Source organism: Streptomyces sp. NPDC104106 (assembly GCF_055584345.1).
Map to the genome: position 1 here is coordinate 109,845 of NZ_JBVJMF010000003.1, position 24,078 is coordinate 133,922.

At 74.5% G+C, this 24,078-nt stretch carries 28 protein-coding genes; 13 read left to right on the top strand and 15 right to left on the bottom strand.

What is annotated here, in order from left to right:
* Positions 1–37: 37 nt before the first annotated feature.
* The 3 genes from ACZ60X_RS07805 (at position 38) to ACZ60X_RS07815 (ending at position 1,856) form a co-directional block, all read left to right on the top strand.
* On the top strand, positions 38–709 hold the full coding sequence (locus tag ACZ60X_RS07805; RefSeq protein WP_469594690.1) for a glycoside hydrolase family 11 protein: 672 nt from the start codon (positions 38–40) through the stop codon (positions 707–709).
* Positions 706–1,398, top strand: coding sequence for a polysaccharide deacetylase family protein (locus ACZ60X_RS07810; protein ID WP_469594693.1), 693 nt, complete (start codon positions 706–708; stop codon positions 1,396–1,398). The genes ACZ60X_RS07805 and ACZ60X_RS07810 overlap by 4 nt, the downstream gene beginning before the upstream one ends.
* Before the next feature lie 254 nt (positions 1,399–1,652).
* Positions 1,653–1,856 (top strand): antitoxin, encoded by a 204-nt coding sequence (locus ACZ60X_RS07815; protein ID WP_469594695.1) that lies wholly within the window; start codon positions 1,653–1,655, stop codon positions 1,854–1,856.
* A gap of 33 nt (positions 1,857–1,889) precedes the next feature.
* Here ACZ60X_RS07815 and ACZ60X_RS07820 read toward each other — a convergent pair whose 3' ends face one another.
* Positions 1,890–2,381, bottom strand: coding sequence for a DUF1360 domain-containing protein (locus ACZ60X_RS07820; protein WP_469594698.1), 492 nt, complete (start codon positions 2,379–2,381; stop codon positions 1,890–1,892).
* Positions 2,382–2,613: 232 nt separating this feature from the next.
* Between ACZ60X_RS07820 and ACZ60X_RS07825 the strand changes: the two genes are divergently transcribed.
* The 8 genes from ACZ60X_RS07825 (at position 2,614) to hypE (ending at position 11,182) form a co-directional block, all read left to right on the top strand.
* Positions 2,614–3,141, top strand: coding sequence for a hypothetical protein (locus ACZ60X_RS07825; RefSeq protein ID WP_469594701.1), 528 nt, complete (start codon positions 2,614–2,616; stop codon positions 3,139–3,141).
* Positions 3,142–3,312: 171 nt separating this feature from the next.
* Entirely contained in the window at positions 3,313–5,022 is a 1,710-nt protein-coding gene (locus tag ACZ60X_RS07830; RefSeq protein ID WP_469594703.1) for an enoyl-CoA hydratase-related protein, read from the top strand.
* The gene (locus ACZ60X_RS07835) at positions 5,019–5,585 is read left to right on the top strand and encodes a hydrogenase maturation protease (RefSeq protein ID WP_469594706.1); all 567 of its coding nucleotides are present in this window, start codon (positions 5,019–5,021) and stop codon (positions 5,583–5,585) included. Before ACZ60X_RS07830 ends, ACZ60X_RS07835 begins: the two co-directional genes overlap by 4 nt.
* Positions 5,586–5,663: 78 nt before the next feature.
* The gene (gene hypB / locus ACZ60X_RS07840; RefSeq protein WP_469594709.1) at positions 5,664–6,380 is read left to right on the top strand and encodes a hydrogenase nickel incorporation protein HypB; all 717 of its coding nucleotides are present in this window, start codon (positions 5,664–5,666) and stop codon (positions 6,378–6,380) included.
* On the top strand, positions 6,377–8,713 hold the full coding sequence (gene hypF, locus ACZ60X_RS07845; protein WP_469594711.1) for a carbamoyltransferase HypF: 2,337 nt from the start codon (positions 6,377–6,379) through the stop codon (positions 8,711–8,713). Before hypB ends, hypF begins: the two co-directional genes overlap by 4 nt.
* A gap of 3 nt (positions 8,714–8,716) precedes the next feature.
* Positions 8,717–9,007, top strand: coding sequence for a HypC/HybG/HupF family hydrogenase formation chaperone (locus ACZ60X_RS07850; protein WP_469594713.1), 291 nt, complete (start codon positions 8,717–8,719; stop codon positions 9,005–9,007).
* Entirely contained in the window at positions 9,004–10,116 is a 1,113-nt protein-coding gene (gene hypD / locus ACZ60X_RS07855; protein WP_469594716.1) for a hydrogenase formation protein HypD, read from the top strand. The genes ACZ60X_RS07850 and hypD overlap by 4 nt, the downstream gene beginning before the upstream one ends.
* A complete protein-coding gene (gene hypE, locus ACZ60X_RS07860) occupies positions 10,109–11,182 on the top strand; it encodes a hydrogenase expression/formation protein HypE (RefSeq protein ID WP_469594719.1) in 1,074 nt (357 codons plus the stop codon). Before hypD ends, hypE begins: the two co-directional genes overlap by 8 nt.
* Before the next feature lie 24 nt (positions 11,183–11,206).
* On the opposite strand, the gene ACZ60X_RS07865 is transcribed toward hypE, so the two are convergent.
* From ACZ60X_RS07865 to ACZ60X_RS07910, 10 genes are all read right to left on the bottom strand, one after another.
* Entirely contained in the window at positions 11,207–11,569 is a 363-nt protein-coding gene (locus ACZ60X_RS07865; RefSeq protein ID WP_469594721.1) for a hydrogenase maturation nickel metallochaperone HypA/HybF, read from the bottom strand.
* Between the two features lie 6 nt (positions 11,570–11,575).
* Positions 11,576–11,770, bottom strand: coding sequence for a hypothetical protein (locus ACZ60X_RS07870; RefSeq protein WP_469594723.1), 195 nt, complete (start codon positions 11,768–11,770; stop codon positions 11,576–11,578).
* 8 nt (positions 11,771–11,778) lie between these two features.
* Entirely contained in the window at positions 11,779–11,985 is a 207-nt protein-coding gene (locus ACZ60X_RS07875) for a hypothetical protein (protein WP_469594725.1), read from the bottom strand.
* Positions 11,986–12,006: 21 nt separating this feature from the next.
* Positions 12,007–12,594, bottom strand: a complete 588-nt coding sequence (locus ACZ60X_RS07880; RefSeq protein ID WP_469594727.1) for a DUF5947 family protein — start codon at positions 12,592–12,594, stop codon at positions 12,007–12,009.
* The gene (locus ACZ60X_RS07885) at positions 12,591–13,139 is read right to left on the bottom strand and encodes a NifU family protein (protein ID WP_469594730.1); all 549 of its coding nucleotides are present in this window, start codon (positions 13,137–13,139) and stop codon (positions 12,591–12,593) included. Before ACZ60X_RS07885 ends, ACZ60X_RS07880 begins: the two co-directional genes overlap by 4 nt.
* Positions 13,132–14,931, bottom strand: coding sequence for a nickel-dependent hydrogenase large subunit (locus ACZ60X_RS07890; protein WP_469594733.1), 1,800 nt, complete (start codon positions 14,929–14,931; stop codon positions 13,132–13,134). The genes ACZ60X_RS07885 and ACZ60X_RS07890 overlap by 8 nt, the downstream gene beginning before the upstream one ends.
* 53 nt (positions 14,932–14,984) lie before the next feature.
* On the bottom strand, positions 14,985–16,076 hold the full coding sequence (locus tag ACZ60X_RS07895; RefSeq protein ID WP_469594736.1) for an NADH-quinone oxidoreductase subunit B family protein: 1,092 nt from the start codon (positions 16,074–16,076) through the stop codon (positions 14,985–14,987).
* The gene (locus ACZ60X_RS07900; RefSeq protein WP_469594739.1) at positions 16,073–16,618 is read right to left on the bottom strand and encodes a hemerythrin domain-containing protein; all 546 of its coding nucleotides are present in this window, start codon (positions 16,616–16,618) and stop codon (positions 16,073–16,075) included. Before ACZ60X_RS07900 ends, ACZ60X_RS07895 begins: the two co-directional genes overlap by 4 nt.
* A complete protein-coding gene (locus ACZ60X_RS07905) occupies positions 16,605–18,167 on the bottom strand; it encodes a hypothetical protein (RefSeq protein ID WP_469594742.1) in 1,563 nt (520 codons plus the stop codon). Before ACZ60X_RS07905 ends, ACZ60X_RS07900 begins: the two co-directional genes overlap by 14 nt.
* A 145-nt stretch (positions 18,168–18,312) precedes the next feature.
* Entirely contained in the window at positions 18,313–19,209 is an 897-nt protein-coding gene (locus tag ACZ60X_RS07910; RefSeq protein ID WP_469594745.1) for a LysR family transcriptional regulator, read from the bottom strand.
* Between the two features lie 61 nt (positions 19,210–19,270).
* On the opposite strand from ACZ60X_RS07910, the gene ACZ60X_RS07915 reads away from it, so the two are divergent.
* The gene (locus ACZ60X_RS07915; protein WP_469594747.1) at positions 19,271–19,621 is read left to right on the top strand and encodes a DoxX family protein; all 351 of its coding nucleotides are present in this window, start codon (positions 19,271–19,273) and stop codon (positions 19,619–19,621) included.
* Between the two features lie 158 nt (positions 19,622–19,779).
* On the opposite strand, the gene ACZ60X_RS07920 is transcribed toward ACZ60X_RS07915, so the two are convergent.
* Genes ACZ60X_RS07920 through ACZ60X_RS07935 form a run of 4 tightly spaced genes read right to left on the bottom strand, consistent with a single transcriptional unit; the run spans position 19,780 to position 22,396 of the window.
* Positions 19,780–20,157: a SpoIIE family protein phosphatase gene (locus ACZ60X_RS07920; protein ID WP_469595952.1), complete on the bottom strand. Its 378-nt coding sequence runs from the start codon at positions 20,155–20,157 to the stop codon at positions 19,780–19,782.
* Positions 20,158–20,211: 54 nt separating this feature from the next.
* Positions 20,212–20,457 (bottom strand): helix-turn-helix domain-containing protein, encoded by a 246-nt coding sequence (locus tag ACZ60X_RS07925; protein ID WP_469594751.1) that lies wholly within the window; start codon positions 20,455–20,457, stop codon positions 20,212–20,214.
* Positions 20,458–20,504: 47 nt separating this feature from the next.
* Positions 20,505–21,182, bottom strand: a complete 678-nt coding sequence (locus ACZ60X_RS07930) for a response regulator (protein WP_469594753.1) — start codon at positions 21,180–21,182, stop codon at positions 20,505–20,507.
* On the bottom strand, positions 21,179–22,396 hold the full coding sequence (locus tag ACZ60X_RS07935) for a sensor histidine kinase (RefSeq protein WP_469594756.1): 1,218 nt from the start codon (positions 22,394–22,396) through the stop codon (positions 21,179–21,181). The genes ACZ60X_RS07930 and ACZ60X_RS07935 overlap by 4 nt, the downstream gene beginning before the upstream one ends.
* Positions 22,397–22,534: 138 nt before the next feature.
* On the opposite strand from ACZ60X_RS07935, the gene ACZ60X_RS07940 reads away from it, so the two are divergent.
* The gene (locus ACZ60X_RS07940; protein WP_469594758.1) at positions 22,535–24,073 is read left to right on the top strand and encodes a nitrilase-related carbon-nitrogen hydrolase; all 1,539 of its coding nucleotides are present in this window, start codon (positions 22,535–22,537) and stop codon (positions 24,071–24,073) included.
* Positions 24,074–24,078: the final 5 nt, after the last annotated feature.

A 24,078-nucleotide genomic window follows, 5' to 3' on the forward strand; every position in this document is an offset into this window, starting at 1 on the left:
CCACACCCGCACCGGCCACGCCAGGAGGAACCACGACATGAACCCGCTCGACCACGCACTGACGCGCAGGACCGCCTGCGGCCTGTTGCTGGGCACCGCCGCCGGACTGGCCCTGCCCGGAACCGCCCGCGCCGCCACGGTCGTCACCACGAACCAGACCGGCACCGACAACGGCTACTACTACTCGTTCTGGACGGACGCACAGGGCACGGTCTCCATGACCCTCGGCTCCGGCGGCAGCTACAGCACCAGCTGGAGGAACACCGGCAACTTCGTCGCCGGCAAGGGCTGGAGCACCGGCGGACGCCGGAACGTGACCTACTGGGGCAGCTTCAACCCGTCCGGCAACGGCTACCTGTCGCTCTACGGCTGGACGTCGAACCCGCTCGTCGAGTACTACATCGTCGACAACTGGGGCACCTACCGGCCCACGGGAACGTACAAGGGCACCGTCGCCAGCGACGGCGGCACCTACGACATCTACGAGACGACGCGGTACAACGCCCCCTCCGTCGAAGGCGTCAGGACCTTCAACCAGTACTGGAGCGTGCGGCAGTCGAAGCGGACCGGCGGCACCATCACCGCAGGCAACCACTTCGACGCCTGGGCCCGCGCCGGGATGCCCCTCGGCAGCTTCAGCTACTACATGATCCTCGCCACCGAGGGCTACCAGAGCAGCGGCAACTCGGCCATCACGGTGGCGTCGTGAGGTCGGTACGGCGGCTCGCGTCCCGTCCGCTGACCGCGGCCGCCGCCGTGGCGCTGGCCGCCGCCGGCGCGCTCACCGCCGGCGCGGCGCCGTCGCACGCGGCAGGCTGCTCCGGCTACGTCGGACTGACCTTCGACGACGGCCCGTCCGACACCCACACCCCGGCCCTGCTCGACGCCCTCAGGCAGTACGGGCTCCGGGCGACCGTGTTCAACGAGGGCCGGTACGCGGCGGCTTACCCCGCCCAGGTCCGGGCCGAGGCGGCCGCCGGGATGTGGATCGGCGACCACAGCTACACCCACCCGCACCTGACCCAGCTGAGCCAGGCGCAGATCGACTCCGAGATCTCCCGCACCCAGCAGGCGATCGCGGCGGCCGGCGGCGGCACGCCGAAGCTGTTCCGGCCGCCGTACGGCGAGACGAACGCCGCGGTGCAGGCGGTCGAGGCCAAGTACGGGCTGCGGCAGGTCATCTGGGACGTCGACTCCCAGGACTGGAACGGCGCGAGCACCGACGCCATCGTCCAGGCCGTGTCCCGGCTGACCGACGGCCAGGTCATCCTCATGCACGAGTGGCCGGCCAACACGCTCGCCGCCGTCCCGCGCATCGCGCGGACACTCGCGGGCCGCGGGCTGTGCGCGGGGATGATCTCCCCGCGGACGGGCCGCGCCGTGGCCCCCACGGGCTGAACCGGCCCCGCTGCGCGTGGGGTTGACGCTGCCCGCGCCCCGCCGGGCACGGCGGTTCCGCTCACCGTGCCCGGCGGGCTCCGCGCGCTCCCGCTCCGCGTGAACTCCGCCTTCCGGCCCGCCGGAGCACACCCGCGTCCCGTCCCCGCCGCCCCCGATGCCTCGAACACCGCCCCGGCGCCGCCTTCCGCGACCCCGGCCGCATGGGATCATGGCCCCGGTCCGCCAGGCATCCGAAGAAGGAGCGACCGCACGTGTTCGACGCGCTGAAGAACCTCAAGGACAAGGTCGAGGACATCGCCGAGGCACACGGCGACAAGATCGCCGACCGCCTGGAGAAGGTGGGCGACTTCATCGACGACCGTCCCGCCGACAAGCACAGCGACAGGATCGACACGGCCGTCGACAAGGCGCAGGACTTCGTCGAGAAGCTGGGCGGCAACGGCAGGAAGCGCTGACCCGCCGCCCCGCCCCGCCCCGCCCCGGCGCCGTCAGTCGTCGGCCGTCGCCTGCGTCCACGTCCAGGCGTACTGCAGCCAGTCCGCGACCGTCAGCGCGCCGAGGCCCGCGCAGACGAGACGGGTGAGCCGGGGAGCCGCCGCGTACGAGCACACCAGGGTGCCCGCGGTCCAGGCGGAGATGCAGAAGGGGCACGACAGCAGGTCGCCGACGGCCCGCCGCATCCCCTCCCCCCGTGGCACGTCGATGACCTCGCTCGCCTCGCCGTCGTCCGCGCGGCGGGTGAACGGCGCCCGCAGAAAGCTGGTGATCTTGTCCCTGGCCAGCACCCGGGACGTCTTGTACGCCCCCGTGCCCAGCAGGACGACGTCCCACGGCGGCACCTCTTGCGGCAGCCGCACGCCCCGGCGCCGGGCCAGTACCGCGAAGGTCCCGGCGCCGGCCGCGAAGACGGAGGCGAGCACGGCGTACCCGGCCAGCGGGACGCCGCCCTCGTCGTCGTACTGGCCGGTGTCCGTGGTCATGCCCTCACCTCCGCCGGGTGCGCCGCTGCGGCCCGCACCGGGTTCCCCGGGCCGGGCAGGTGACACGTGGCCGGCGGCACCGGCTGCCGGGACGGCGGCGGGGCCCGGCACGGGCCGGGATGTGGGCGATGCCACATATGACCTGGTTCGCACACCCCTGCCGGGCGGACCCGGCGCCGGGCTACCGTTGCGTCGAGCCCCTCTTTCCCCTCGCCCCACGGACGGCCCGGCTGTGCTCACTGATCTGTCCCCGCTCATCGCCGCGACGGCGCGCTGGCTCACGGTCGCCTATCCGCCGACCGGCGGCGCCCTGGCCTCCGCCCTGTGCGAGGCGCAGGCCCGGCAGGCCGTGACCGTCGCCGCGTGGCTGCGCTACCCCACGGAGATGGACGCAGCGCTGGTCGGCCTGGCCGGTCCCGGCGGAACCGCCCGGCTGGACTGGGTCACCGGCGCCGAGCGGGCCGGCGAGCAGGGCGCGGAGGACGACTGGGCCTGGCGTACCTGGGTGGACGAGGTGGTGGCCAGCTGGGCGGCCGGTCTGCTCACCGATCCCGAACTGGCCGAGCTGGCCGTCGCCGCCCTCGCCGGCGGCGAGCGCGCCGGCACCCCGGTCGAGTTCCGGCGGCTGCTCGCTCCCGACGACGCCGACCGGCGCGCCGCCGCACTGCTGCGCCACCCCGACCTCCTCGCCCCCGTGGCGGAACTCCACCTCGACACGCTTCTCGACCGGCTCGGACCGGGCAGCGCCCTCGCCGCCTGAGCCGCCGCGGCCGCGCCGGTGCGGTGCCCCCGCGGGGCCGTCCGCAGGCGCCGGCCGGCGCCCGCGATGCCGGGCCGTGCGATCCGGATGGAGGAAGAGAACCGGCAGACGTGGACAAAACCGCGCGGCGGTTCTTCACGGCGCCCCGGTCAGGGCCGACCATGCCATGTCATGGACATTCTGCTCGTCGCCAGCGCGTTCAACAGCCTCACCCAGCGCGTGTACGCCGAACTGTCGGACCTCGGGCACCGCGTGGACGTCGTACTCGCCTCGCACGGTCCCGACGCCGTCCGGGCCGCCGTACGGGAGCTGCGCCCGGAACTGGTCATCGCGCCCATGCTGAAGTCGGCCCTGCCCGAGGACGTGTGGCGCGACCACACCTGCCTCATCGTGCATCCGGGGCCGCCCGGCGACCGGGGCCCCTCCGCGCTGGACTGGGCCGTCGCCGACGGGGCGACGCGGTGGGGCGTCACGGTGCTGCAGGCCGAGGCGGGCATGGACGCGGGCCCCGTCTGGGCGGCGGAGTCGTTCCCCGTCCCGCCCGTCGGCAAGAGCGACCTGTACCGCAACGAGGCCTCCGACGCCGCCGCCACCGCCGTCCACACCGCCGTACGGCGCTTCGCCGAAGGCTCCTACAAGCCCCGGCCGCAGACCGACGACACGGTCAGCGTGGTCTGGCGCGACGCCTTCCGGCAGGAACGCCGCCGCATCGACTGGGAGCACGACGACACGGAGGCGGTCCTGAGCAAGCTCCGCGGCGCCGACTCGCAGCCCGGCGTGCTGGACGAACTCCTCGGCCGAGAGGTGTTCCTGCACGGCGGTCACCTCGAGGACCGGCTCCGCGGCCGCCCCGGCGAACTCCTCGCCCGGCGGGCCGGCGCCGTCTGCCGGGCCACCCGCGACGGCGCCGTCTGGATCCCGGAACTGCGCCCCCGCAAATCCTCCGGCGACCCCGCGCCCTTCCGCCGTCCGGCCGCCTCGGTCCTGGCCGCCTGGGACCCGGCCCTCCACCTCCCGGAAGCCCCCGTACCGCTGAACCTGCCGGCCGACAGGAACACCTGGACCGACATCCGCTACCGGCAGCGCGGTGACGTCGGCTTCCTGTCCTTCTCCTTCCCCGGCGGCGCGATGAGCACCGACCAGTGCCGACGGCTGCTCGCCGCCTACCGCCACGCCCTGACGCACCCCACCCGTGTCCTCGTGCTCGGCGGCGACCGGGACTTCTTCTCCAACGGCATCCACCTGAACGTCATCGAGGCGGCCCCCGACCCGGCCGAGGAGTCGTGGACCAACCTGGGCGCCATGGACGACCTGGTCGAGGCGCTGCTGCGCACCACGGACCGGCTGGTCGTGGCGGCGCTCGCCGGCAACGCGGCGGCCGGCGGGGCCATGCTCGCCCTCGCCGCCGACGAGGTCTGGTGCCGCACCGGCGTCGTCCTCAACCCGCACTACCGGCGCATGGGCCTGTACGGCTCGGAGTTCTGGACGTACACCCTGCCCCGCCGGGCCGGCGCGGACCACGCCCGCCGGCTGACCACCGCGGCCCTGCCCGTCAGCGCGGCGTCCGCCGAGCGGCTGGGGCTCGTGGACCGGCTCGTACCCGCCGCGACCGGCCGATTCCCGGAAGAGGTGGCGCAGTTGGCGGCCGGACTCGCCGCCGACCCCGCCCTGGACGAGAGGATCGCCGCCAAGGCCGCCGCCCGCGCCGCGGGCGAACTCGAAGACCCGCTGACCGCCTACCGCGAGGCCGAGCTGGCCCGGATGCACGCGATCTTCTTCGACCCCGAGGCCCCCTACCACGCCCTGCGCTCAGCCTTCGTCCGCAAGACCCCCTCCGGCCCGTCCCGGCCGCTGACCCCGCCCGTGGCAGACCTCCGGTGACGCCGTGCCTGCTGGTGGCCGGCGTCGGCAACATCTTCCTCGCCGACGACGCGTTCGGCCCCGAGGTGATCCGCGCCCTGGCCCACCGCCCGCTGCCGGGCGCGGTACGCGTGCACGACTACGGCATCCGCGGCATGGACCTCGCCTACGACCTGCTGGACGGCTACGCCACCGCCGTCCTGGTCGACACCGCGCGGCGCGGCCACCGCCCCGGCACCCTGTCGCTGATCGAGGCGGAAGAGCCCCGCGGCACCGTCGTCCCCGAGGCCCACGGCATGGACCCGGCCAAGGTGCTGGCCCTGGCCGCACACCTCGGCGAGGAACCCCTGCCCCGGGTCCTCGTCCTGGCCTGCGAGCCCGAGCTGCTGCCGGCCGGCGACGACGATCTGCTGCCGGGACTGAGCGGCCCGGTCCGCCAGGCCGTCGGCCGGGCCGTGGACGCGCTGCACCAGCTGGTCCCGGCGCTGCTCGCCGACCCCGCCGCGCCGCCGCCCCCGTTGGGCCGCGCGATGGAATCCGGGCCGCCGCGCCCGGCAGCGCTGCCGGGCGCGGCGGCCGGCTGAACGGAAGATCGGTGGGGCCCGGTCCGTGGGGACACGGCCGGGCCCCACCACCACCGCCGCAGCCGAGGAGCAGCGCCCATGTGCCGGTCCGACGTCAAGCAGGCCGTCCTCGCGAAGAACGACGGCCTGGCCGCCGCTCTGCGCGACGACCTCGCCCGGCAGGGCGTGTCCGTCGTCAACCTGCTGTCCAGCCCCGGCAGCGGAAAGACCGAGCTGCTCGGCCGCGTCCTGGCCCTCGCGGTGCAGCGGGGCGTGCCCGTGGCCGCGCTCACCGCCGACCTGGCCACCGAGAACGACGCCGTCCGGCTGGCCCGCTCCGGCGCTCCGGTCCAGCAGCTGCTCACCGACGGACTGTGCCACCTGGAGGCCCGCCAGCTGCGGGCCCGGCTGGACGGCTGGCTGCCGGCGGGCACGTCGGTCCTCTTCGTGGAGAACGTCGGCAACCTCGTCTGCCCGGCCGCGTACGACCTCGGCGAGAGCCTGCGGGTCGTGCTGATGGCGGTCACCGAGGGCGAGGACAAGCCGCTGAAGTACCCCACCGCCTTCGGCTCCGCCCACCTCGTCGTCATCACCAAGACCGACCTCGCCGCCGCGGCCGGCTTCGACGAGGCCGTCTTCCGCGCCCACGTCCACCGGGTCAACCCCGGCGTGGAGATCCTGACGTCCTGCGCCCGCACCGGCGAGGGCGCGGGCGCCCTCCTGGACCGGACCGTCGCCGCCCGGCACGGCACCGGGCACCGGCCTCCCCTCGCGCCGCACCCGCACGGCCACCACCACACCACCCCCGTCGTATGACGGCGCCCGCCACCGGCCTCGTACGGCGCCGGCTCACCGTGCGCGGCACCGTGCAGGGCGTCGGCTTCCGGCCGCACGTGCACCGGCTGGCCGCCGGACTGGGCCTCGCCGGGTTCGTCGGCAACACCGGCGACGGCGTGGTCGTCGAGGTCGAGGGACCCGCGGACGAGGTCGACCACTTCTGCGCCGCGCTGGCCGGACAGCCGCCGCCGCTCGCCACCGTCGCCGCCGTCACCGGCGAGGACCTGCCCGCCACCGGCGACCCCGGCCCCTTCACCATCCGTTCCACCGAGCGCGCCGCCGGCCGCACCCAGCTGCCGCCCGACACCGCGACCTGTGCCGACTGCCTGCGCGAACTCGCCGATCCGGCCGACCGCAGGCACCGGCACCCGTTCGTCACCTGCACCCACTGCGGCCCGCGCTTCACCATCGCCACCGGGATGCCGTACGACCGCGTGGCCACGACCATGTCCGGCTTCCCGATGTGCCCCTCCTGCACCCGGGAGTACGGCGACCCCGCCGACCGGCGCTTCCACGCCCAACCGGTCGCCTGCCCCGACTGCGGCCCCCGGCTCACCCTGGTCCCGGGCCTCGCGGGCCTGCGCCCGGCCCGGGACGCCCACGCCGTCGCCACGGCCCGGGCCCTGCTGGCCGCCGGGCGGATCGTCGCCGTCAAGGGACTCGGCGGCTACCACCTGGCCTGCGACGCCACCGACGACCGGGCCGTCTCCACGCTGCGCGCCCGCAAGGAACGCGGTGGCAAGGCCTTCGCGGTGATGTGCGCCGACCTCGCCACCGCCGAGCGGATCGCGCTCCTGACCGCCGCCGAGCGGGCCGCGCTGACCAGCGCGCGGCGCCCCGTCGTCCTGCTGCGCCGGCGCACCCCGGCGGCCGGACTCCACCTCGCCGCGCCGGTCTGCCCCGGCAGCCCGTACGTGGGCGTGATGCTGCCCTACACGCCCGTGCACACCCTGCTGTTCGGGCTGCCCGGCGATCCGCCCGGCCCGCGCGTGCTGGTGATGACCAGCGGCAACCGCTCCGGCGAGCCCATCGTGACTGGCGACGCCGAGGCCCTGACCCGGCTCGCCGGCCTGGCCGACGCCTGGCTCGCCCACGACCGGACCGTCGCCGCGCCGTGCGACGACTCCCTGCTGCGCGTCCGCCCGGACGGCACCGAACAGGTCCTGCGCCGCTCCCGCGGTTACGTCCCCCGCCCGCTGCGGCTGCCCGTCGCGGTGCCGCCCGTGCTCGCGGTCGGCGGCGACCTGAAGAACGTCCCGTGTCTCGGCGAGGGCGAGCAGGCCTGGTTCGGGCCGCACATCGGCGACATGGGAGAGCTGGCCACCCTGACGGCCGCCGAGCACGCCGAGCGGCACCTGGCCCGCCTCACCGGCGTCACCCCCGCCCTCCTCGCCGCCGACCGCCACCCCGGCTACCACTCCACCCGCAGGGCCCGGCGCCGCGCCGCGAGCACGCCCCTGCGGCTGGTCCAGCACCACCACGCGCACATCGCCTCGGCGATGGCCGAGCACGGCCTCGACGGCACCACCCCGGTGATCGGCGTCGCCTTCGACGGCACCGGATACGGCGACGACGCCACCGTGTGGGGCGGCGAGGTCCTGCTCGCCGACTACACCGGCTACCGGCGCTTCGCCCACCTCACTCCCGCCCCGCTGCCCGGCGGTGACGCCGGTGTGGCCAACCCCTGCCGGCTGGCCCTGGCCAGGCTGTGGGCCGCCCAGCTCGCCTGGGCGCCGGACCTGCCGAGCGTGCGGGCGTGCACGGAGGGCGAACTGTCCCTTCTGCGAAGGCAGTTGGAACGGCAGGTGGCCTGCGTGCCGACGTCCAGCATGGGCCGCCTGTTCGACGCCGTGTCGTCCCTGGCCGGTGTGTGCCACCGGGCGGGCTACGAGGCGCAGGCCGCGATGGAGCTGGAGGCGGCGGCGACCGAGGCGCGGGACGCGGACGCGCTGGCCTACCCCTTCGGGTTCCCCCGGCCGCGGGAGATCGACCCCGCGCCCATGCTGCGCGCACTCCTTCAGGACCGGCGGCGCGGCACCCCCGCACCGGTCCTCGCCGCCCGCTTCCACCGGGGCGTCGCCCGCGCGGTGGCCGAGATCTGCCGCCGTGCCCGCGCGGAGACCGGCCTGGCCGCGGTCGCCCTCACCGGAGGCGTCTTCGCCAACGGCCTGCTGGAGCAGGAGTGCACCGCCCTGCTGGCCACGGACGGCTTCACGGTCCTCACCCACCGCGAAGTCCCCCCGAACGACGGAGGGCTGGCCCTCGGCCAGCTCATGGTCGCGGGAACAGCCGACCACCACGAGACGGAGTGACCCATGTGTCTGGCAGTGCCCGGCAAGGTCGTCGCCATCCACGACGGCGCCGACCCGCTCACCGGGCTGATCGACTTCGGCGGAGTGCGCAAACAGGCGTGTCTGGAATACCTGCCCGACGTGAGGGTGGGGGAGTACGTCATCGTCCACGTCGGCTTCGCCCTGCAGCGCCTGGACGAGGAGTCGGCCCGGGCGTCCCTGGAGCTGTACGGCCAACTGGGGCTGCTGGAGGAGGAGTTCGGCGACGCCTGGGAGCAGGCGGCCCGGCACGAGAGCGGGAGTGAGGCCCGGTGAAGTACATCGACGAGTTCAACGACCCGCAGCTGGCACGGAGGTTGCTGGACGAGATCCGTGCCACGGTCACCCGGCCCTGGGCGCTGATGGAGGTCTGCGGCGGACAGACCCACTCCATCATCCGGCACGGCATCGACCAACTCCTCCCCGGTGAGCTGGAGCTGATCCACGGCCCCGGCTGCCCGGTGTGCGTCACCCCGCTGGACGTCATCGACAAGGCCCTGGAGATCGCCGCCCGCCCCGAGGTGATCTTCTGCTCCTTCGGGGACATGCTGCGCGTGCCCGGCACCGACCGCGACCTGTTCCGGGTCAAGGGCGAGGGCGGTGACGTCCGCGTGGTGTACTCACCGCTGGACGCCCTCGACCTCGCGCGCACGAACCCCGACCGGCAGGTGGTCTTCTTCGCCATCGGCTTCGAGACCACCGCGCCCGCCAATGCCATGGCCGTCCACCAGGCCCGCCGCGAAGGCCTCGGCAATTTCAGCCTGCTGGTCTCCCACGTCCGGGTCCCCCCGGCGATCGAGGCCATCATGACCGCCCCGGAATGCCGGGTGCAGGGCTTCCTCGCCGCCGGGCACGTGTGCAGTGTGATGGGTACCGCCGAGTATCCGGACCTCGCCGCGAAGCACCGGGTGCCGATCGTCGTCACCGGCTTCGAACCGCTGGACATCCTCGAAGGCATCCGACGCGCCGTGCATCAGCTGGAGCGCGGCGAGCACCGGGTGGAGAACGCCTACCAGCGCGCCGTGCGCGAGCAGGGCAACCCGGCAGCCCTGCGCATGCTCCAGGAGGTCTTCGAGGTCGCCGACCGCAACTGGCGCGGCATCGGCCGCATCCCGGCCAGCGGCTGGCGCCTGGCCGACGCCTTCCGCGCCTACGACGCCGAGCACCGCTTCGACGTCACCGGCATCCGCACCGAGGAACCCGCCGTCTGCCGCGCCGGCGAGATCCTGCAAGGCCTGATCAAGCCGACCGAGTGCGAGGCGTTCGGCACGGCCTGCACCCCGCGCACCCCGCTCGGCGCCACCATGGTCTCCAACGAGGGCGCCTGCGCCGCCTACTACCTGTACCGCCGGATGAACAACCCGGAGATGAGCCCCGTTGGCTGACCTGACCACCGAAGCGGCCGTCGACCCCGCGAACTTCACCTGCCCCGCACCCCTGCGCGACCAGCCCGTCGTCGTCATGGGCCACGGCGGGGGCGGCGCCCTGTCCGCCGAGCTGATCGAGCAGGTCTTCGCCCCCGCCTACGGCAATCCCGTCCTGGCCGCCCTCACCGACTCCGCCGTCGTCGACCTGGGCGGCGCCCGGCTGGCCTTCTCCACCGACTCCTACGTCGTACGCCCGCTGTTCTTCCCCGGCGGCAGCCTCGGCGACCTCGCGGTCAACGGCACGGTCAACGACCTGGCGATGAGCGGGGCCCGGCCCGCCTACCTCTCCACCGCCTTCGTCCTGGAGGAGGGTGTGGCACTGGACGTCGTCGGGCGGATCGCGCACGCCCTCGGCGCCGCCGCCGAGGCCGCGGGCGTCACCGTGGCCACCGGCGACACCAAGGTCGTGGAATCCGGACACGGCGACGGCGTCTACGTCACCACCGCCGGCGTCGGCCTCGTACCGGACGGCGTCGACATCCGCCCGCAGCGGGCCCGGCCGGGTGACGCCGTGCTCGTCAGCGGCCCCGTAGGGCTGCACGGCGTGGCCGTCATGAGCGTGCGCGAGGGCCTGGAGTTCGGCGTGGAGATCACCTCGGACACCGCGCCCCTCGCCGACCTCGTCGCCGCCATGCTGGCGGTCACACGGGACATCCACGTGCTGCGCGACCCCACCCGGGGCGGGCTCGGCGCCGCCCTGAACGAGATCGCCCGGGCCTCCGGCACCGGTGTCCGGCTGGAGGAGCGGGCGATCCCGGTGCCGGAGGAGGTCCGGGGCGCCTGCGGTTTCCTCGGCCTGGACCCGCTGTACGTCGCCAACGAGGGCCGGCTGGTCGCCTTCGTGCCCCCGCAGCACACCGAGGCCGTCCTCGCGGCCATGCGCGCCCATCCGCGGGGCGCCGGCGCGGCGGTCATCGGCCGTTGCGTCGAGGAGCACCCGGGCATGGTCGTCGTCGCCACCGGACTCGGCGGCACCCGGGTGGTGGACCTGCCACTGGGGGAGCAGCTGCCGCGCATCTGCTGAAGCCCCCCGGCCCCGGCCCCGGCGTCAGCGCGGGGCCGGGGCCGGGACCGGTTCGATGCCCGTGATCTCCAACTCCCGTCCGCTGCGCAGCTCCTGCGAGGGCCGGTCGCAGCGCGGGCACCAGAAGAACGGGGGCATGCCGACGGCGAACTCCGCCCCGCACGGCGCGCAGTAGGCGTGCGCGGCGACCCGTTCGACGAGCAGCTCCGCCGCCGCGAGCGCCGTACCCTCCCGGGCCACCTCGAAGGCGAACCGGAGTGCGTCGGGCACGACGCCCGCCAGCTCGCCCACGCGGACGGCCACCGCCGACACGGCGCCCGTGCCGTCCGCGCGGGCCAGCTCGCCCGCCCGCTCCACGATCGCGGTCGCGATCGACAGCTCGTGCACGGCCGGTCAGCGCGGACGCTTGGCGCCGGAGCGCAGATCGATCATGCGCCAGATGCGCACCTCGCGCACGATGCCCGGGAACTCCCGGACCAGGAGCGCGAGCAGGGCGGCGCCGAGCACGGCCCCCTGGGCGAGCAGCACCCGCTGTGCCGTCGTCGCCGCCGGACACACTCTCGTCCCGGCCTTCTTGTGCTGTCTCATCGTGTTCCTCATCCCGGCGAGATGTTCGGCATGATCTTCAAAATGGCGTCGTGCCGCTTCCAGTGGATCCCGGTGGAGCGGCGCGCGTCGGAGGTGCCGTCCCCGTGGTGTCCGGTCTGGTCCCGGTACGGGCCCCTGTTGCCCTGGTGCAGGCCGGGCACATGGCCCGGCAGATCGGGCCTCGCCTGGGGGCGGCCCACTCGGATGGTGCTCATGACCGTTCTCCTCTCGGGTTCTCAACGCCGCTCGGTCAGCTCCGCGAAGAACCGCTCGACGGCCGGCCAGACCCGGCCGCCCCCGGCGAGGCCCCGCCACTCGCGCCGGACCAGCGCGACCATCCGGAAGCAGTCGTCCACGGGCACGATCCAGTGCTGCCCGGCGCCGCGCACGGTGTTCACCAACAGAGCCTCCACCTCGGGTGCCATGGTCGCCAGCGCAGGACACGCGGCGCACATCCCGGCCCACCGCTCCGCCTCGACCGACCAGCGCATGGCCCCGGCCGGGCTCGGCCCCTGCGCGGTGACCGTGCCGTCGGCGCGGGGCACGAAGAACACCAGGCCCACCGGCACCCCGAGGGGCCCGGTGTCCACCGGTGCCAGGCGCACCCGCCGGCGCGGCACCAGCAGATACCGGTCGCCTCCCGCACCGTCCCCGGCGAACAGCACCGCGCACGCCCCGCAGGCGCACAGCAGCTCCGCGCGCTCGGTGGCGTACAGATGGCGGTGTTCGCCCGGGACCGGCCGGGCGCACAGGTCGCATCGCTCGGCGTCCTCTTGCCGCGCGCCGGAGCGGATCAGCCGGGCCAGCGCTCCGTCCACGCTCACCGCGGCTCCCGCAGCCGCAGGGAGGCGAGGGGGACGAAGGCGGGCGCCGGCGCGGGCAGCTGTTCCACCGTGGTCACCTCCGGCGCCGCGGCGAGGACGGCCTCCCGCACCGCGTCCGCGACCGTGGGGCCGCCGCCGCAGCCGGCACCGCAGCCACCGGCCTCGCTCACCCGCACCCGGACCACCGGCCCCTCGACGCCGACCAGCTCCACGTCACCGCCGCGCTCCCGCACGGCGGGCCGGAGCCGGGCCACCGCCCGCTCGGCCCGCCGCTGCGGCGGCTCCGGGTGCAGCCCGTGCAGCACCAGCAGATGACCGAGCAGCTCGTCCCCGGCCAGCCGCCCGGCCGCCGGCTCTCCGGCCAGGTCGAGCACCCGGGCCAGCGCCTCGCCGTACACCTCGGTCAGCACCCGGACCGCCTCGAGCGCCGAGGCCCCGGCGGGCCCGGGTGCCGACTCCAGCCGGGCCAGCAGCTCCTCCAGGCGGGCCAGGCGCGCCTCCACGGCCGGATCCGCGAGGCGCCCGGGGTCAGCCGTGTCAGCCATGGTTCGCCCCGTACGTCGGCGAGTGCACGGTGCTCAGCGTCCTGCCCTTGCCCATGTACATGTGCACCCCGCACGGCAGACACGGGTCGAAGCTGCGCACGGTGCGCATGATGTCGACGCCCTTGAAGTCGTCCGGGCCGTTCTCCTCGAAGACCGGCTGCCCCTGCACGGCGTCCTCGTACGGGCCCGGGGTGCCGTAGATGTCGCGGGGGCTGGCGTTCCACGGAGTGGGCGGGTACGGGTGGTAGTTCGCGATCTTCTTGTCCCTGATGACCAGGTGGTGCGAGAGGACACCGCGTACGGCCTCGTGGAAGCCGCAGCCGATCGCCTCGTCCGGCACCTCGAAGTTCTCGAAGATCTTCGTCTCGCCGGCCCGCAGCAGTCCCATCGCCTCCTCCACGAACTGCAGTGCCATGGCGGCGGCGTAGGCGACGAAGTAGGGCCGGGCGCGGTCCCGCTCGATGGTGTTGCTCCACTGCGGGATCTGCCACTCCAGCGTCATCTCCGGCAGCGACTCGCCCTTGGGCAGCGAGATGCGCACACCGCCGCCGGTCGCCTTGACGTACGGGGTGTCGACCAGGCCGCTGAGCGCGGTCGACCACAGCCGGGCCAGCGGGCCGCCGCCGGTGTCCAGGGCCAGGTACTGACCGGTCTCCGGGTGGTACCAGCGCGGGCTCATCACCCAGCTGTAGTTGCCGTCGAAGTCCCGCTTCTGCGGCACCGGCACGGTGGTCTGGTTCCAGGGGTGGCGCATGTCGACGGGGTTGCCGAGCGGGTCGTGGGTGACGAACGGCCGCTCGTTCACCCAGTCCTCGTAGTACGAGCTGCCGAGCATGATCCGCAGGCCGAGGTTGATGTCCACCAGGTTGTTGGTGACCAGTTTCCCGTCCACGACGACGCCGGGCGTGACGTACATCGCCTTGCCCCACGCGTTCATGTTCTCGTAGCGGTAGTCGACCACGTCCGGGTTCTGCCACGCCCCCCAGCACCCCAGCAGCACCCGGCGCCTGCCGACCTCCTCGTAGCCCGGCAGTGCCTCGTAGAAGAAGTCGAAGACGTCGTCGTTCATCGCCACCGCCTTCTTCACGAAGTCGATGACGCGCATCAGGCGGCTGAGGTAGTCCGTGAAGGTGTTCGGCTGCGGCATCGTGCCGACCCCGCCCGGGTACAGCGTGGAGGGGTGCACATGGCGCCCCTCCATCAGGCAGAACATCTCCCGGGTGACCCGGCTGACCTTCAGGGCCTCCTTGTAGACCTCGCCCTCGAAGGGGTTGAAGGCCCGCATGATGTCGGCGATGGTGCGGTAGCCGTGGACGTCCCCGCGCGGCGCGTCGGTGCGCTCGGCGCGGGCCAGCACACCGGGGTTGGTGGCCTTGACCATCGCCTCGCAGAAGTCCACGAACACCAGGTTGTCCTGGAAGATCGTGTGGTCGAACATGTACTCGGCCGCCTCGCCGAGGTTGGTGATGTACTCGGCCATCCGCGGCGGCTTGACGCCGTAGGCCATCTGCTGGGCGTAGTTGGAGCACGTGGTGTGGTTGTCGCCGCAGATGCCGCAGATCCGCGAGGTGATGAACCCGGCGTCGCGCGGGTCCTTGCCCTTCATGAACACCGAGTAGCCCCGGAAGAGGGACGAGGTGCTGTGGCATTCCACGACTTCCCGGTTGGCGAAGTCGATCTTCGTGTAGATGCCGAGGTTGCCGATGATCCGGGTGATCGGGTCCCAGGACATGTCCACGAGCTGCGCGGGCTTGCGCCCCTTGACCCGGGTGGGGTCCTCGGTGGTGGTCATCTCTGTTCGTGCCCCTCGTTCGTCGTACGCATGGGTCGGGTGAGGCCTTCCGGTCAGGCACGCCAGTGCGGGTCGTAACCGCTGGTCAGTTCGGGCCCGTTGTGGTGCCACTTGGGTTCGCGGTTGACCGCGATGCTGGTCAGCCCGCGCAGCCGGCGGATGACGGCGCCGTAGGGTTTGATGAGCGTGGACGACAGGGCGCCGCCGGTCGGCTCGTCCATGAACGGCATGAACGCGTCCGGGAAGCCGGGCATCGTGCAGCCGATGCAGATGCCGCCGACGTTCGGGCAGCCGCCGATGCCGGCCATCCAGCCCCGCTTGGGCACGTTGCAGTTCACGACCGGCCCCCAACACCCCGTTTTCACCAGGCACTTGGGGGAGTTGTAGTCCTTGGCGAAGTCGGCCTGCTCGTAGTAGGCGGCCCGGTCGCAGCCCTCGTGCACCGTCTTGCCGAACAGCCACTGCGGACGCAGCATGTGGTCCAGCGGCGGCGGCGGCGCGGCGCCGGCCGCGTGGTAGAGCACCCAGATGAGGGTCTCCATGAAGTTCTCGGGCTGGATCGGGCAGCCGGGCACGTTGACCACCGGCAGGGCGCCCTGGGACCTGAAGTCCCAGCCCAGGTAGTCCGCGAGGCCCATGCAGCCGGTCGGATTGCCGGCCATGGCGTGGATGCCGCCGTACGCGGCACATGTGCCGGCCGCCACCACCGCCCACGCCTTCGGCGCGAGCTGGTCGATCCACCAGTTGAGGGTCTGCGGCTCGCCCGTGTCCGGGTCGTTGCCGAACGACGTCCAGTAGCCGTCGCCCTCGATGATGTTCTGGTTCGGGATCGAGCCCTCGATGACGAGGATGAAGGGGGCCAGTTCACCGCGGACCGCCGCCCGGTAGGGGGCGAGGAAGTCCTCGCCGCCGAGGCTCGGGGACAGGACCTTGTTGACAAGGTTGACCTTCGGCAGGCCGGGAATGAGCCCGAGCACCAGGTCCTCGATGGCGGGCTGCCCGGCGGCCGTCAGCGAGACGGTGTCGCCGTCGCAGCTCATGCCCTCGGAGATCCAGAGGATGTGGATCTCGTCGAACCCGTCGCCGCGTGCCGCGGACCGGCTGGGCTCGCGGGTCACCTCGGTGGTGCCGCTCTGCGTCGTCATGTCGTCGGCCTCCGCTGCAGTCGGTCCCGGAGTCGGTCGTAGGCCGCGGCCACCGGGGCCGCGAGGGTCAGTGCGGGCGGCTGGTCGGGGGCGTGCGGGTGCGGCCGGGTCGGCGCGCCCTGCTTGGCCTGCCCGATCAGCTCGCCCAGCCGGTCCAGGTCCTCCTGGGCGACGGCCTCGCGCAGCCGGGGCATCAGGGTGCCCTCCTCCTCCCGGATGTGGTCCGTCACCTCGTGGCGCAGCCGCTGCACCAGTTCGTCGGTGCGCTGGTCGCCCTCGCCGAGCCGGTCCAGGGCGAGCAGGGTGTTCTTCACCCCCATGTGCTCGCTCAGGTGCTCGTCGATCTCCCGGTCGCCGTCCGGAAGCACCTTCCGGGCCAGCGGGTACAGGAGCATCTCCTCCAGCGCGGCGTGCTTGGACAGCTCCCGCACCAGCAACTCCACGACGCCGCGCCGCTGCCGGTCGGAGGCCGACGCGGCGTAGTCGCGGAACAACTGCTCGACCATCCGGTGGTCGTGCGCGAGGACGTCAAGGGCGTCCATCGAACCGTCCCTTCTCCGGCCCGCCGGCCGGACGCTCGGGGGGCCGCGGGGACCGCGGCCGGGGTGAGGGATCCGGACCGGGGGTTCCGGTGTGGCCGAGCGGTTCGACCTCGTCGGGCCGGAAATAGTGGAAACGGCCGTACCAGCCGTGCAGTTCGGCCGCGGGATCGTCGTCGATCGTCACCGCCAGGTGGACGCTTCCGTCCACGTCGTGGCGGACCGCGGCGACCCGCGCGGTCCTCCCGGCCAGGAACATGTCCTGGGCGTCGGCGCCCCGGCCGCGAGGCCGCAGCCGCACCCGGCTGCCGCCGCCGACGGGCACCCCGGCCACGACCACCGTGTCGGTCGCCGGGGACAGCCCGTCGTCACCGCCCTCCTGCCACCAGGCCGGGCCCGCCGCGGGCTCCTGCCGCGGCGCCGGAGCCGGCGTCAGCGAACGGATCGCACCGTGCAACCGCTCGAAGACCTCCGGAGGCATGGTGTCGACCCGGTCGAGGATCCGCGCGGCCCGGGGATCGGTGGCCCGGGCCTCGGCCTTCTCCTCGTCGGTCAGCAGCATCGTACGGAGCGTGAGGATCTCGTCGATCTCCGCCGCGTCGTGCAGATCGCCCGGGCTCTCCGGTGCCACCCGCGGCCAGTCCGGCAGAATGATCGGGGCCGAGAGCAGCACGGTTCCCGTCCCGCCCTCCTGGGGCCCACCGGCGAGGACGGGGAACGTGAACGCGTTGCGGCAGCTCCGGGCCGGCTCCGCCAGCGCCTCGGGCGGATCGATCAGGGAGACGAACGCGACGCCGTCCCCGCCCAGCAGTGTGTGCGTGGCGATCAGCGCCTGCCGCAGCGCCGCCTCGCGCGGCGAGCGCGGGTCCGCCGCGTCGCCGGTGTTCTCGGTGCGCACCCGCAGCCGGTACAGCTCCGGCGCGAGCGGCTCCGCCGCGACCGTCGTGGTGGCCCGGACCGCATGGCGCTGCCGTACGACACGGCCCGCGCCGTCCGGCAGCGGCTCGGTCCGCTTGCCGGCGGGCGCGTCCAGGCGGACGGTGCGGCCGGCGCCGGTCAGTTCCGCCAGCGGCAGCACCAGTTCGCTCTCGCACGGCACCGCCTCGGCGAAGGACAGATGGGTGACGCCGTCCGCCGTGCGCAGCGACTCGACCGGGTGGTGCCGTCCGTCCGCGCACGCCACCTCGACGTGCTTGTCCTGCAGTTGCAGACACCGCACCCGCACCCGTACGGCCGCGCTGTCGCGCCGGACCCGCAGCAGGCACTCGGTCTGCTGGTACCAGGAGTCCGCGGAACCGGAGACGCCCGGCGTGACCGGTCCGTCCCGCTCCACCCAGTCACGGGGCAGCAGGACGCCGAACTGCCAGCGGACCCGGTTCTTCGCCGAGGAACGGCGGTACGGGTAGAGCAGGTACCCCTCGTAGAGCACGGCATCGGCGACGGCGCCCACCTGCGCGAAGGCATCCGCCGCCCGGACGCACGGCGCCTCGCCGCCGCTGCCGTCCAGCACGGCGGCGAGCCTCGCCGCGCCCTCACCGGCTCCGTCCGACATGCCGCCTCCCGATCCTGGTTCCCTTCGCACACTCCTTCCACCACCGTCACATCCCTCACAGATCCCCGCCCCTCCGGCGCACCATCGTTGCGCCGCACGGGGGACGGCCGGGGATCCGGGAGGCGTTCCGGGACGTCCGGTGGTCTCAGGCCGGCCGCGCGAAGTCGAGGCAGCAGCGGACGAAGTCCCGCACCACGGGATTGCCGTCGTCGGCCGGGGCCCAGGCCACGCCGACCCGCGTCGCGCTCACCCCGGTGACCGGCCGGTAGACGACGCCGGGGCGGGCGTAGAACCGGGCGGCGGACGCCGGCGCGAGGGCGATCCCGTAGCCGCTCGCGATGGCGCTCAGCCAGTCGTCCGGCTGCTCGGTCACCGCGCCGATCCGGACCGGGCGCCCCTCGCGTTCGTCGGCGGCCAGCCAGTGCTCGCGCCAGGCTCCGGTCTCCTGCGGCGCGGCGACGAACGGCTCGTCCCACATCTCGTGGAACGCGATCGAGGCACGTCGCGCGAGGGGGTGCCCGCCCGGCAGCGCCACCCAGCGCTCCTCGCTGAACAGTTCCACCACGCGCAGCGCGTCCTGCCCCGGGAACGGCAGCCGCAGGAGTGCCGCGTCCACCTCGCCGTCGGCCAGTCCCGCGCTCGGGTTGGTCCACGACGCCTGCCGCAGCTCGGCCCGCCAGCCGGGCCGGCGCCGGGCGAACTCGGCGACGATGTCCTGCGTCGCCTCGTTGGCCGCGCTGGCCACGGACCCCACGCGCAGCACACGCGCCGAGCGCCGGCCGGCGGCCCGCGCGGCACGCTGGGCGTCGTCCCAGGAGGCGAGCAACTCCGGTGTGCGGCGGGCAAGTTCACGACCCGCGTCGGTCAGCGCCATGCCGGCGCGCGAGCGGTCGAAGAGCCGTACCCCGAGCTGGTTCTCCAACTGCCGGATCTGCTTGGTCAGTGCCGGCTGGGACACGAACACGCGCTCGGCGGCACGGGTGAGACTGCCGTCCTCGGCGACGGCGAGGAACGAACGCAGCAGACGCATGTCGACATCCATTCCCAAAGGTTATAGACGCTGGTATTGGACGGCACGGCGGCCGCCCGGCGAGGGTGGGGACATGGACATCGCCTATGTGATCGGGACCTGCGCGGCCGTGGTGGCCAACGCGGGCATCGCGGCCGCCGACGTCGTGCGGGCGCCGTTCGTCCTCGCCAACTCGGCCGAGGTCGGCGTTCCGCCCGGCCGGCTCCCCGCACTCGCCGTGCTCAAGGCGGCCGGCGCGGCCGGACTGCTCCTCGGACTGCTGGGCGCACGACCCCTGGGAGTCGCGGCCGGCGTCGGCCTGGTGCTCTTCTACGTCGGCGCCGTGGCCGCCCATGTCCGGGCCCGGGTGTTCCACAACATCGCCTTCCCGGGCCTGTTCCTCGCCCTCGCGGCGGGCGCCTGCGCGCTCGCGGCCGCCCACTGAGGGCCGCTCGCGGCCTCCGCTCCGGGGCCACCAGGGCCGCGTCGTCACCGAGGTCGCCGCGCACGTGGTTCATGAGGTCGTGGCGCGGCGCGGCCACCATGGCGGACAGTGTCCTGCCGGCCTGCGCGCGCACCCGGGCGGTCGGGTCGTGGAAGCGGCTACGCGGCCCCGGCGGTCGCGGGCCTCGATGAATCCGTCGGTGTACCGCACGAGACGGTACCGGGCCCGAACGGCACGGTCCGGGCGGCGAGCCGGGCGTCCAGCAGATCGCCGAGGCCGAGCGGCGCGCCGGGCGGGTCGGGCTCGCAGGGGCGCACCCCGCCCGCCTGGACGAGGTACGGCCCCGGGTGGCCGCAGCGCACGAAGCGGGCCGCGTCCGGGCCGGGCGGGAACTCCACCGGCAGCGCCGGCGCGAACCGCTCCGTGAACAGGGCGCGGGCGTCCTGTCCTGCGGGCCGGCCCGGATCCGGTGTGCTGTCCCGTGCGGCGATGTGCCGACGGGCGCGGGCGTCCAGCCGTTCCGCCGCGGTGGTCAGCGACCGTGCTCGCCGGACCGTTCACCGTGACCGTCGGCCGACCGGACACGGCGCTCACCGCCCCGGCCGCGGCCGCAGCAGCCGGCGCAGGTGCAGGGTCGTCAGCAGGCGCTGGTCGGGGTCGCCCAGGTCGAGTCCGGTCAACTCGGCCGCGCGGCGCAGCCGGTAGCGCAGCGTGTCGGGGTGGATGTGCAGCTCGCGGGCGCGCGGACAGGCGTCCCCCCGCTCGCAGGGCGCCGGCGCGTGGGTCTGCGGGCGCTGCGCGGCGCGCGGCGGGCGGGGCAGGCACGGGCCGGTCACGGGAACCGGGAGCGCGGGCGCACCGCCGCGCGCACCGTGTCGGCCCGTCAGGCGAGACCGACCCGGTGCGCGTACAGCGCGGCCTGGACGCGGTTCTCCAGTCCCAGCCGGGTCAGGATGCGGTTGACCCGGCTCTTCACCGTCGCCTCGCTCAGCCCCAGCTCGGCCGCGATCCGGGCGTTGGACAGGCCGCGCGCGACCAGCACCAGGACCTGGGTCTCGCGCTCGGTGAGCACCCCGCGCACCGGGTCCGGCGCGGGACCGGACGCGGTGGGCAGGAGCGCCGGCGGCAGCGCGGTGACGGCGTCGATGAGGCGCCGGGCGACGGTCGGGGCGAGCACCGGCTCGCCGGCGGCCGCCGCGCGCAGGGCCTCGGCGAGCTGCTCCGGCCGGCTGTTCTTCAGCAGGAAGCCGACGGCCCCGGCGCGCAGGGCCGCGTGCACGTACTCGTCCAGGTCGAAGGTGGTCAGCACCAGCACCCGCGGCACCGGCCCGGGACCGGGCCACTCCCGTACGATCCGCCGGGTCGCCTCGACACCGGTCGTGCCGGGCATCCGTACGTCCATCACCACCACGTCCGGGACGAGGGCCAGCGCCCGGGCCACGGCCTGTTCGCCGTCGGCGGCCTCCCCGACGACCGACAGCCCGGCACGCCGGTCGATGACGAGCCGCAGCGCGGTCCGCACGATCTCCTGGTCGTCCGCCACCAGTACGCGTACGGTCACCGGTCCTCCTGCCCCGCCCGCGCGCACAGTACGGCGCGCAGCCGCCAGCCGCCGTCCGGGCGCGGCCCGGCCTCCAGCGTGCCGTCGAACGCCGCCACGCGCTCCCGCATCCCCACGAGCCCCCGCCCGGTGCCCGGCACCGGCCGGTGGCCCGGCTCCGGCGGGCCGTTGTCGACCTCGACCGTGAGCCGCGCGTCGTCACCGCGCACCGCGATCCGCACGGCGACCGGGCCGGCGTGCTTGACCACGTTCGTCAGCGCCTCCTGCACGATCCGGTAGGCCGAGACCTGCATCCCGGCGGGCGGTGCCGAACGCTCCTCCACCTCCAGGGCCCAGGTCACCCGGCACCCCGCCGAGACCGCGACGCCGACGAGACCGTCCAGACGGCCGAGGGACGGCCCGGGGACAAGATCCGGTTCGCCGAACGACAGCAGCCCGAGCAGCCGCCGCATCTCCGTGAGCGCCGTGTCGGCCGTCCGCGCGATGACCCCGACGCCGTGGGCTGCCGCCTCCCGCTGGAGCGGACCGGAGGTGAGCACGTCCTCGGCGGCCCGCGCCTGCAGGGCGATCGCGCTGACGTGATGGGCGACGACGTCGTGCAGATCGCGGGCGATCCGGGCCCGCTCGGTGAGCACGGCCTGCCGGGCGTTGACCTCCTGCTCGGCCGAGAGCCGCCGGTTCAGCTCGCGCAGGCGGCCCGCGTCGGCGTCGATCCGGCGCCGCCCGAACCCCAGCAGCCAGGCCAGCGCGAAGAAGAACGCGAACGTCGTGACGCTGATCGGCTCCAGCGAGCCGAGCCGGGGCGGCTCCCAGTGCCCGCTCAGCGCGTCGGTGACGGCGGCCGAGACGAGGCCGAGCGAGGTGAGCGGCAGGCTCGCGCGGGCCGGCGCGTACCGGGCCACGGCGTAGACGCCGAGCATCAGCAGGAACGGCCCCGGCACCTTCGACGGGACCGGGCCGAGCGCCTGGAAGAGGACGTACAGCCCGGTCATCGCGACCAACACGGCACGCGGCGCCGCCCGCCGCCACAGCAGCGGCACGGTCTGCGCGCCCCACAGCGCGACACCCCAGCCGGGCGGCGCCGGCGTGCGGTCCAGCACCGTGGCCATGTCGACCAGCGTGAGGGCGCCGACCCATGCGGCGTCCGTCAGCCGCGGCCGGCCGGCGAGCAGGCGCCGGACTGCTCGGGGGAGGGTCTTCACCTGGGTGGTCATCTCGGTCCGTCAGGCTAGACGACACGTGCGGCGGGCGGATCCTCCACCGGTCGCGCACCGAAAGGTGCGCCGGGCGGGCCGGGAATCCGCACCGGGCCCGAGGCGCGGCCGGGGCGGTGCGCCCTAGCGTCCCCGGACATGACGAACACAGCCGTACAGCCCTCCGCCCGGCCGGCCACCGAGCGGCCCGCGCCGCCCGCCCGCTCCCGTCCGCAGCGCTGGGTCCTGCTGCCGCTCGGCACCGCGGTGCTGCTCTTCGCGGTCGGCGGCCGGTGGGACATCCCGGCCGCCGCCTGGCTCTTCCCCGTCCTGCTGCTGCGCTTCACCCGTCTGAGCCGTGCCTGGTCGGGAGCGCTGGGGGTCTGGGCGGCGCACTGCCTGGCCGCCGCCTTCTGGGTCCAGGAGTCGGCGATCGGCTTCAACGCCGTGGTGCTCGCCGGGGCCGTAGCGCTGGCCGCCCTGCAGACGCTGCCGTTCCTCGCCGACCGATGGCTGGCGCCCCGGCTGTCCCCGCTGCCCGCGGCCCTGGTCTTCCCTGCGGCGGTCGCCGCCGCGGAGTTCCTGATCACCGTGGTGTCCCCGTTCGGCACCGCGTACGGCTCGCTCGCCGTCACCCAGCACGCGGACCTCCCGCTCCTGCAGCTCGTCGCGGTCACCGGCCCCTGGGGGGTCGGCTTCCTCATCGCCTGGGTCGCGAGCACGGTCAACCGCCTCTGGGAGGGCGCCTCATGGCGCGGCGCACTCGGCTGCACGGCCGTCCTGCTGGGCGTGCTCCTCGCCGGCGGCGCCCGGCTCGCCTTCTTCCCGCCCCAGAGCACGACCGTGCGCATCGCCGGTGTCACCCCGGCCCGCACGGTCACCGACACGCTCAAGGCCACGCTCGCCCGGTACGCCGGCGGCCCCGGAGGCGTCGCCGCGGCCCCCGCCGGCGCGGTACGGCCCGTGATGACCGCGGTCGAGGACGACCTGCTGGCGGCCACCCGCCGCGAGGCCGCGGCCGGCGCGAAGATCGTCGTCTGGCCCGAGGAGGCCGTCCGGACCCGCGAGGACGACGAGGCCACCGCCGTAGCGGCGGCGCGGCGGCAGGCCCGCAGCTCGGGCGTCTACCTGGAGATCGGCGTCCGCGTCTACAGCGCCGCGCCTGGCTCCTACGGCCGGAACGAGGCGATCCTCATCGATCCCCGGGGCACGGTGCTGTGGACCTACCAGAAGGCCCATCCGATCCCCGGCTCGGAGAAGTTCCGCCCCGGCGACGGCCACGTGCCCGTCGTCCGCACCCCGTACGGCCGCGTCGCCACCGTGATCTGCTACGACGCCGACTTCCCGGACCTGATGCGCACCCGGACCGACATCATGCTCGTCCCCTCGCACGACTGGAAGGAGTACGGCCGCGCGCACACCGACAAGGCGGCGGCCGGCGCCGTCGAAGGCGGCTACGCCCTGATCCGCCAGGACGCGGAAGGGGTCTCGGCCGCCTACGACGCCCAGGGCCAAGTCCTCGCCACCTCGGACTACTTCGCCACCGGCGCGACCGGCGGGCAGACCATGGTGGCCTACGTGCCCGTGCACGGCGGCACCACGGTCTACGACCGGATCGGGGACGCCTTCGCCTGGCTGTGCCTCGCCGGGCTCGCCGCGCTCACCGGCACCGCCCTGCTCCGGTCCCGGCGCCCCTGACCGGC

What these genes read in the sequence shown, in the direction of transcription:
- ACZ60X_RS07805 (WP_469594690.1), top strand. Translation starts at nt 38, where the DNA reads ATGAACCCGCTCGACCACGCACTGACGCGCAGGACCGCCTGCGGCCTG.
- ACZ60X_RS07820 (WP_469594698.1), bottom strand. Translation starts at nt 2,381, where the DNA reads ATGACCACGGACACCGGCCAGTACGACGACGAGGGCGGCGTCCCGCTG.
- ACZ60X_RS07830 (WP_469594703.1), top strand. Translation starts at nt 3,313, where the DNA reads ATGGACATTCTGCTCGTCGCCAGCGCGTTCAACAGCCTCACCCAGCGC.
- hypB (WP_469594709.1), top strand. Translation starts at nt 5,664, where the DNA reads ATGTGCCGGTCCGACGTCAAGCAGGCCGTCCTCGCGAAGAACGACGGC.
- hypF (WP_469594711.1), top strand. Translation starts at nt 6,377, where the DNA reads ATGACGGCGCCCGCCACCGGCCTCGTACGGCGCCGGCTCACCGTGCGC.
- ACZ60X_RS07850 (WP_469594713.1), top strand. Translation starts at nt 8,717, where the DNA reads ATGTGTCTGGCAGTGCCCGGCAAGGTCGTCGCCATCCACGACGGCGCC.
- ACZ60X_RS07870 (WP_469594723.1), bottom strand. Translation starts at nt 11,770, where the DNA reads ATGAGACAGCACAAGAAGGCCGGGACGAGAGTGTGTCCGGCGGCGACG.
- ACZ60X_RS07875 (WP_469594725.1), bottom strand. Translation starts at nt 11,985, where the DNA reads ATGAGCACCATCCGAGTGGGCCGCCCCCAGGCGAGGCCCGATCTGCCG.
- ACZ60X_RS07885 (WP_469594730.1), bottom strand. Translation starts at nt 13,139, where the DNA reads ATGGCTGACACGGCTGACCCCGGGCGCCTCGCGGATCCGGCCGTGGAG.
- ACZ60X_RS07890 (WP_469594733.1), bottom strand. Translation starts at nt 14,931, where the DNA reads ATGACCACCACCGAGGACCCCACCCGGGTCAAGGGGCGCAAGCCCGCG.
- ACZ60X_RS07895 (WP_469594736.1), bottom strand. Translation starts at nt 16,076, where the DNA reads ATGACGACGCAGAGCGGCACCACCGAGGTGACCCGCGAGCCCAGCCGG.
- ACZ60X_RS07900 (WP_469594739.1), bottom strand. Translation starts at nt 16,618, where the DNA reads ATGGACGCCCTTGACGTCCTCGCGCACGACCACCGGATGGTCGAGCAG.
- ACZ60X_RS07905 (WP_469594742.1), bottom strand. Translation starts at nt 18,167, where the DNA reads ATGTCGGACGGAGCCGGTGAGGGCGCGGCGAGGCTCGCCGCCGTGCTG.
- ACZ60X_RS07910 (WP_469594745.1), bottom strand. Translation starts at nt 19,209, where the DNA reads ATGGATGTCGACATGCGTCTGCTGCGTTCGTTCCTCGCCGTCGCCGAG.
- ACZ60X_RS07915 (WP_469594747.1), top strand. Translation starts at nt 19,271, where the DNA reads ATGGACATCGCCTATGTGATCGGGACCTGCGCGGCCGTGGTGGCCAAC.
- ACZ60X_RS07935 (WP_469594756.1), bottom strand. Translation starts at nt 22,396, where the DNA reads ATGACCACCCAGGTGAAGACCCTCCCCCGAGCAGTCCGGCGCCTGCTC.
- ACZ60X_RS07940 (WP_469594758.1), top strand. Translation starts at nt 22,535, where the DNA reads ATGACGAACACAGCCGTACAGCCCTCCGCCCGGCCGGCCACCGAGCGG.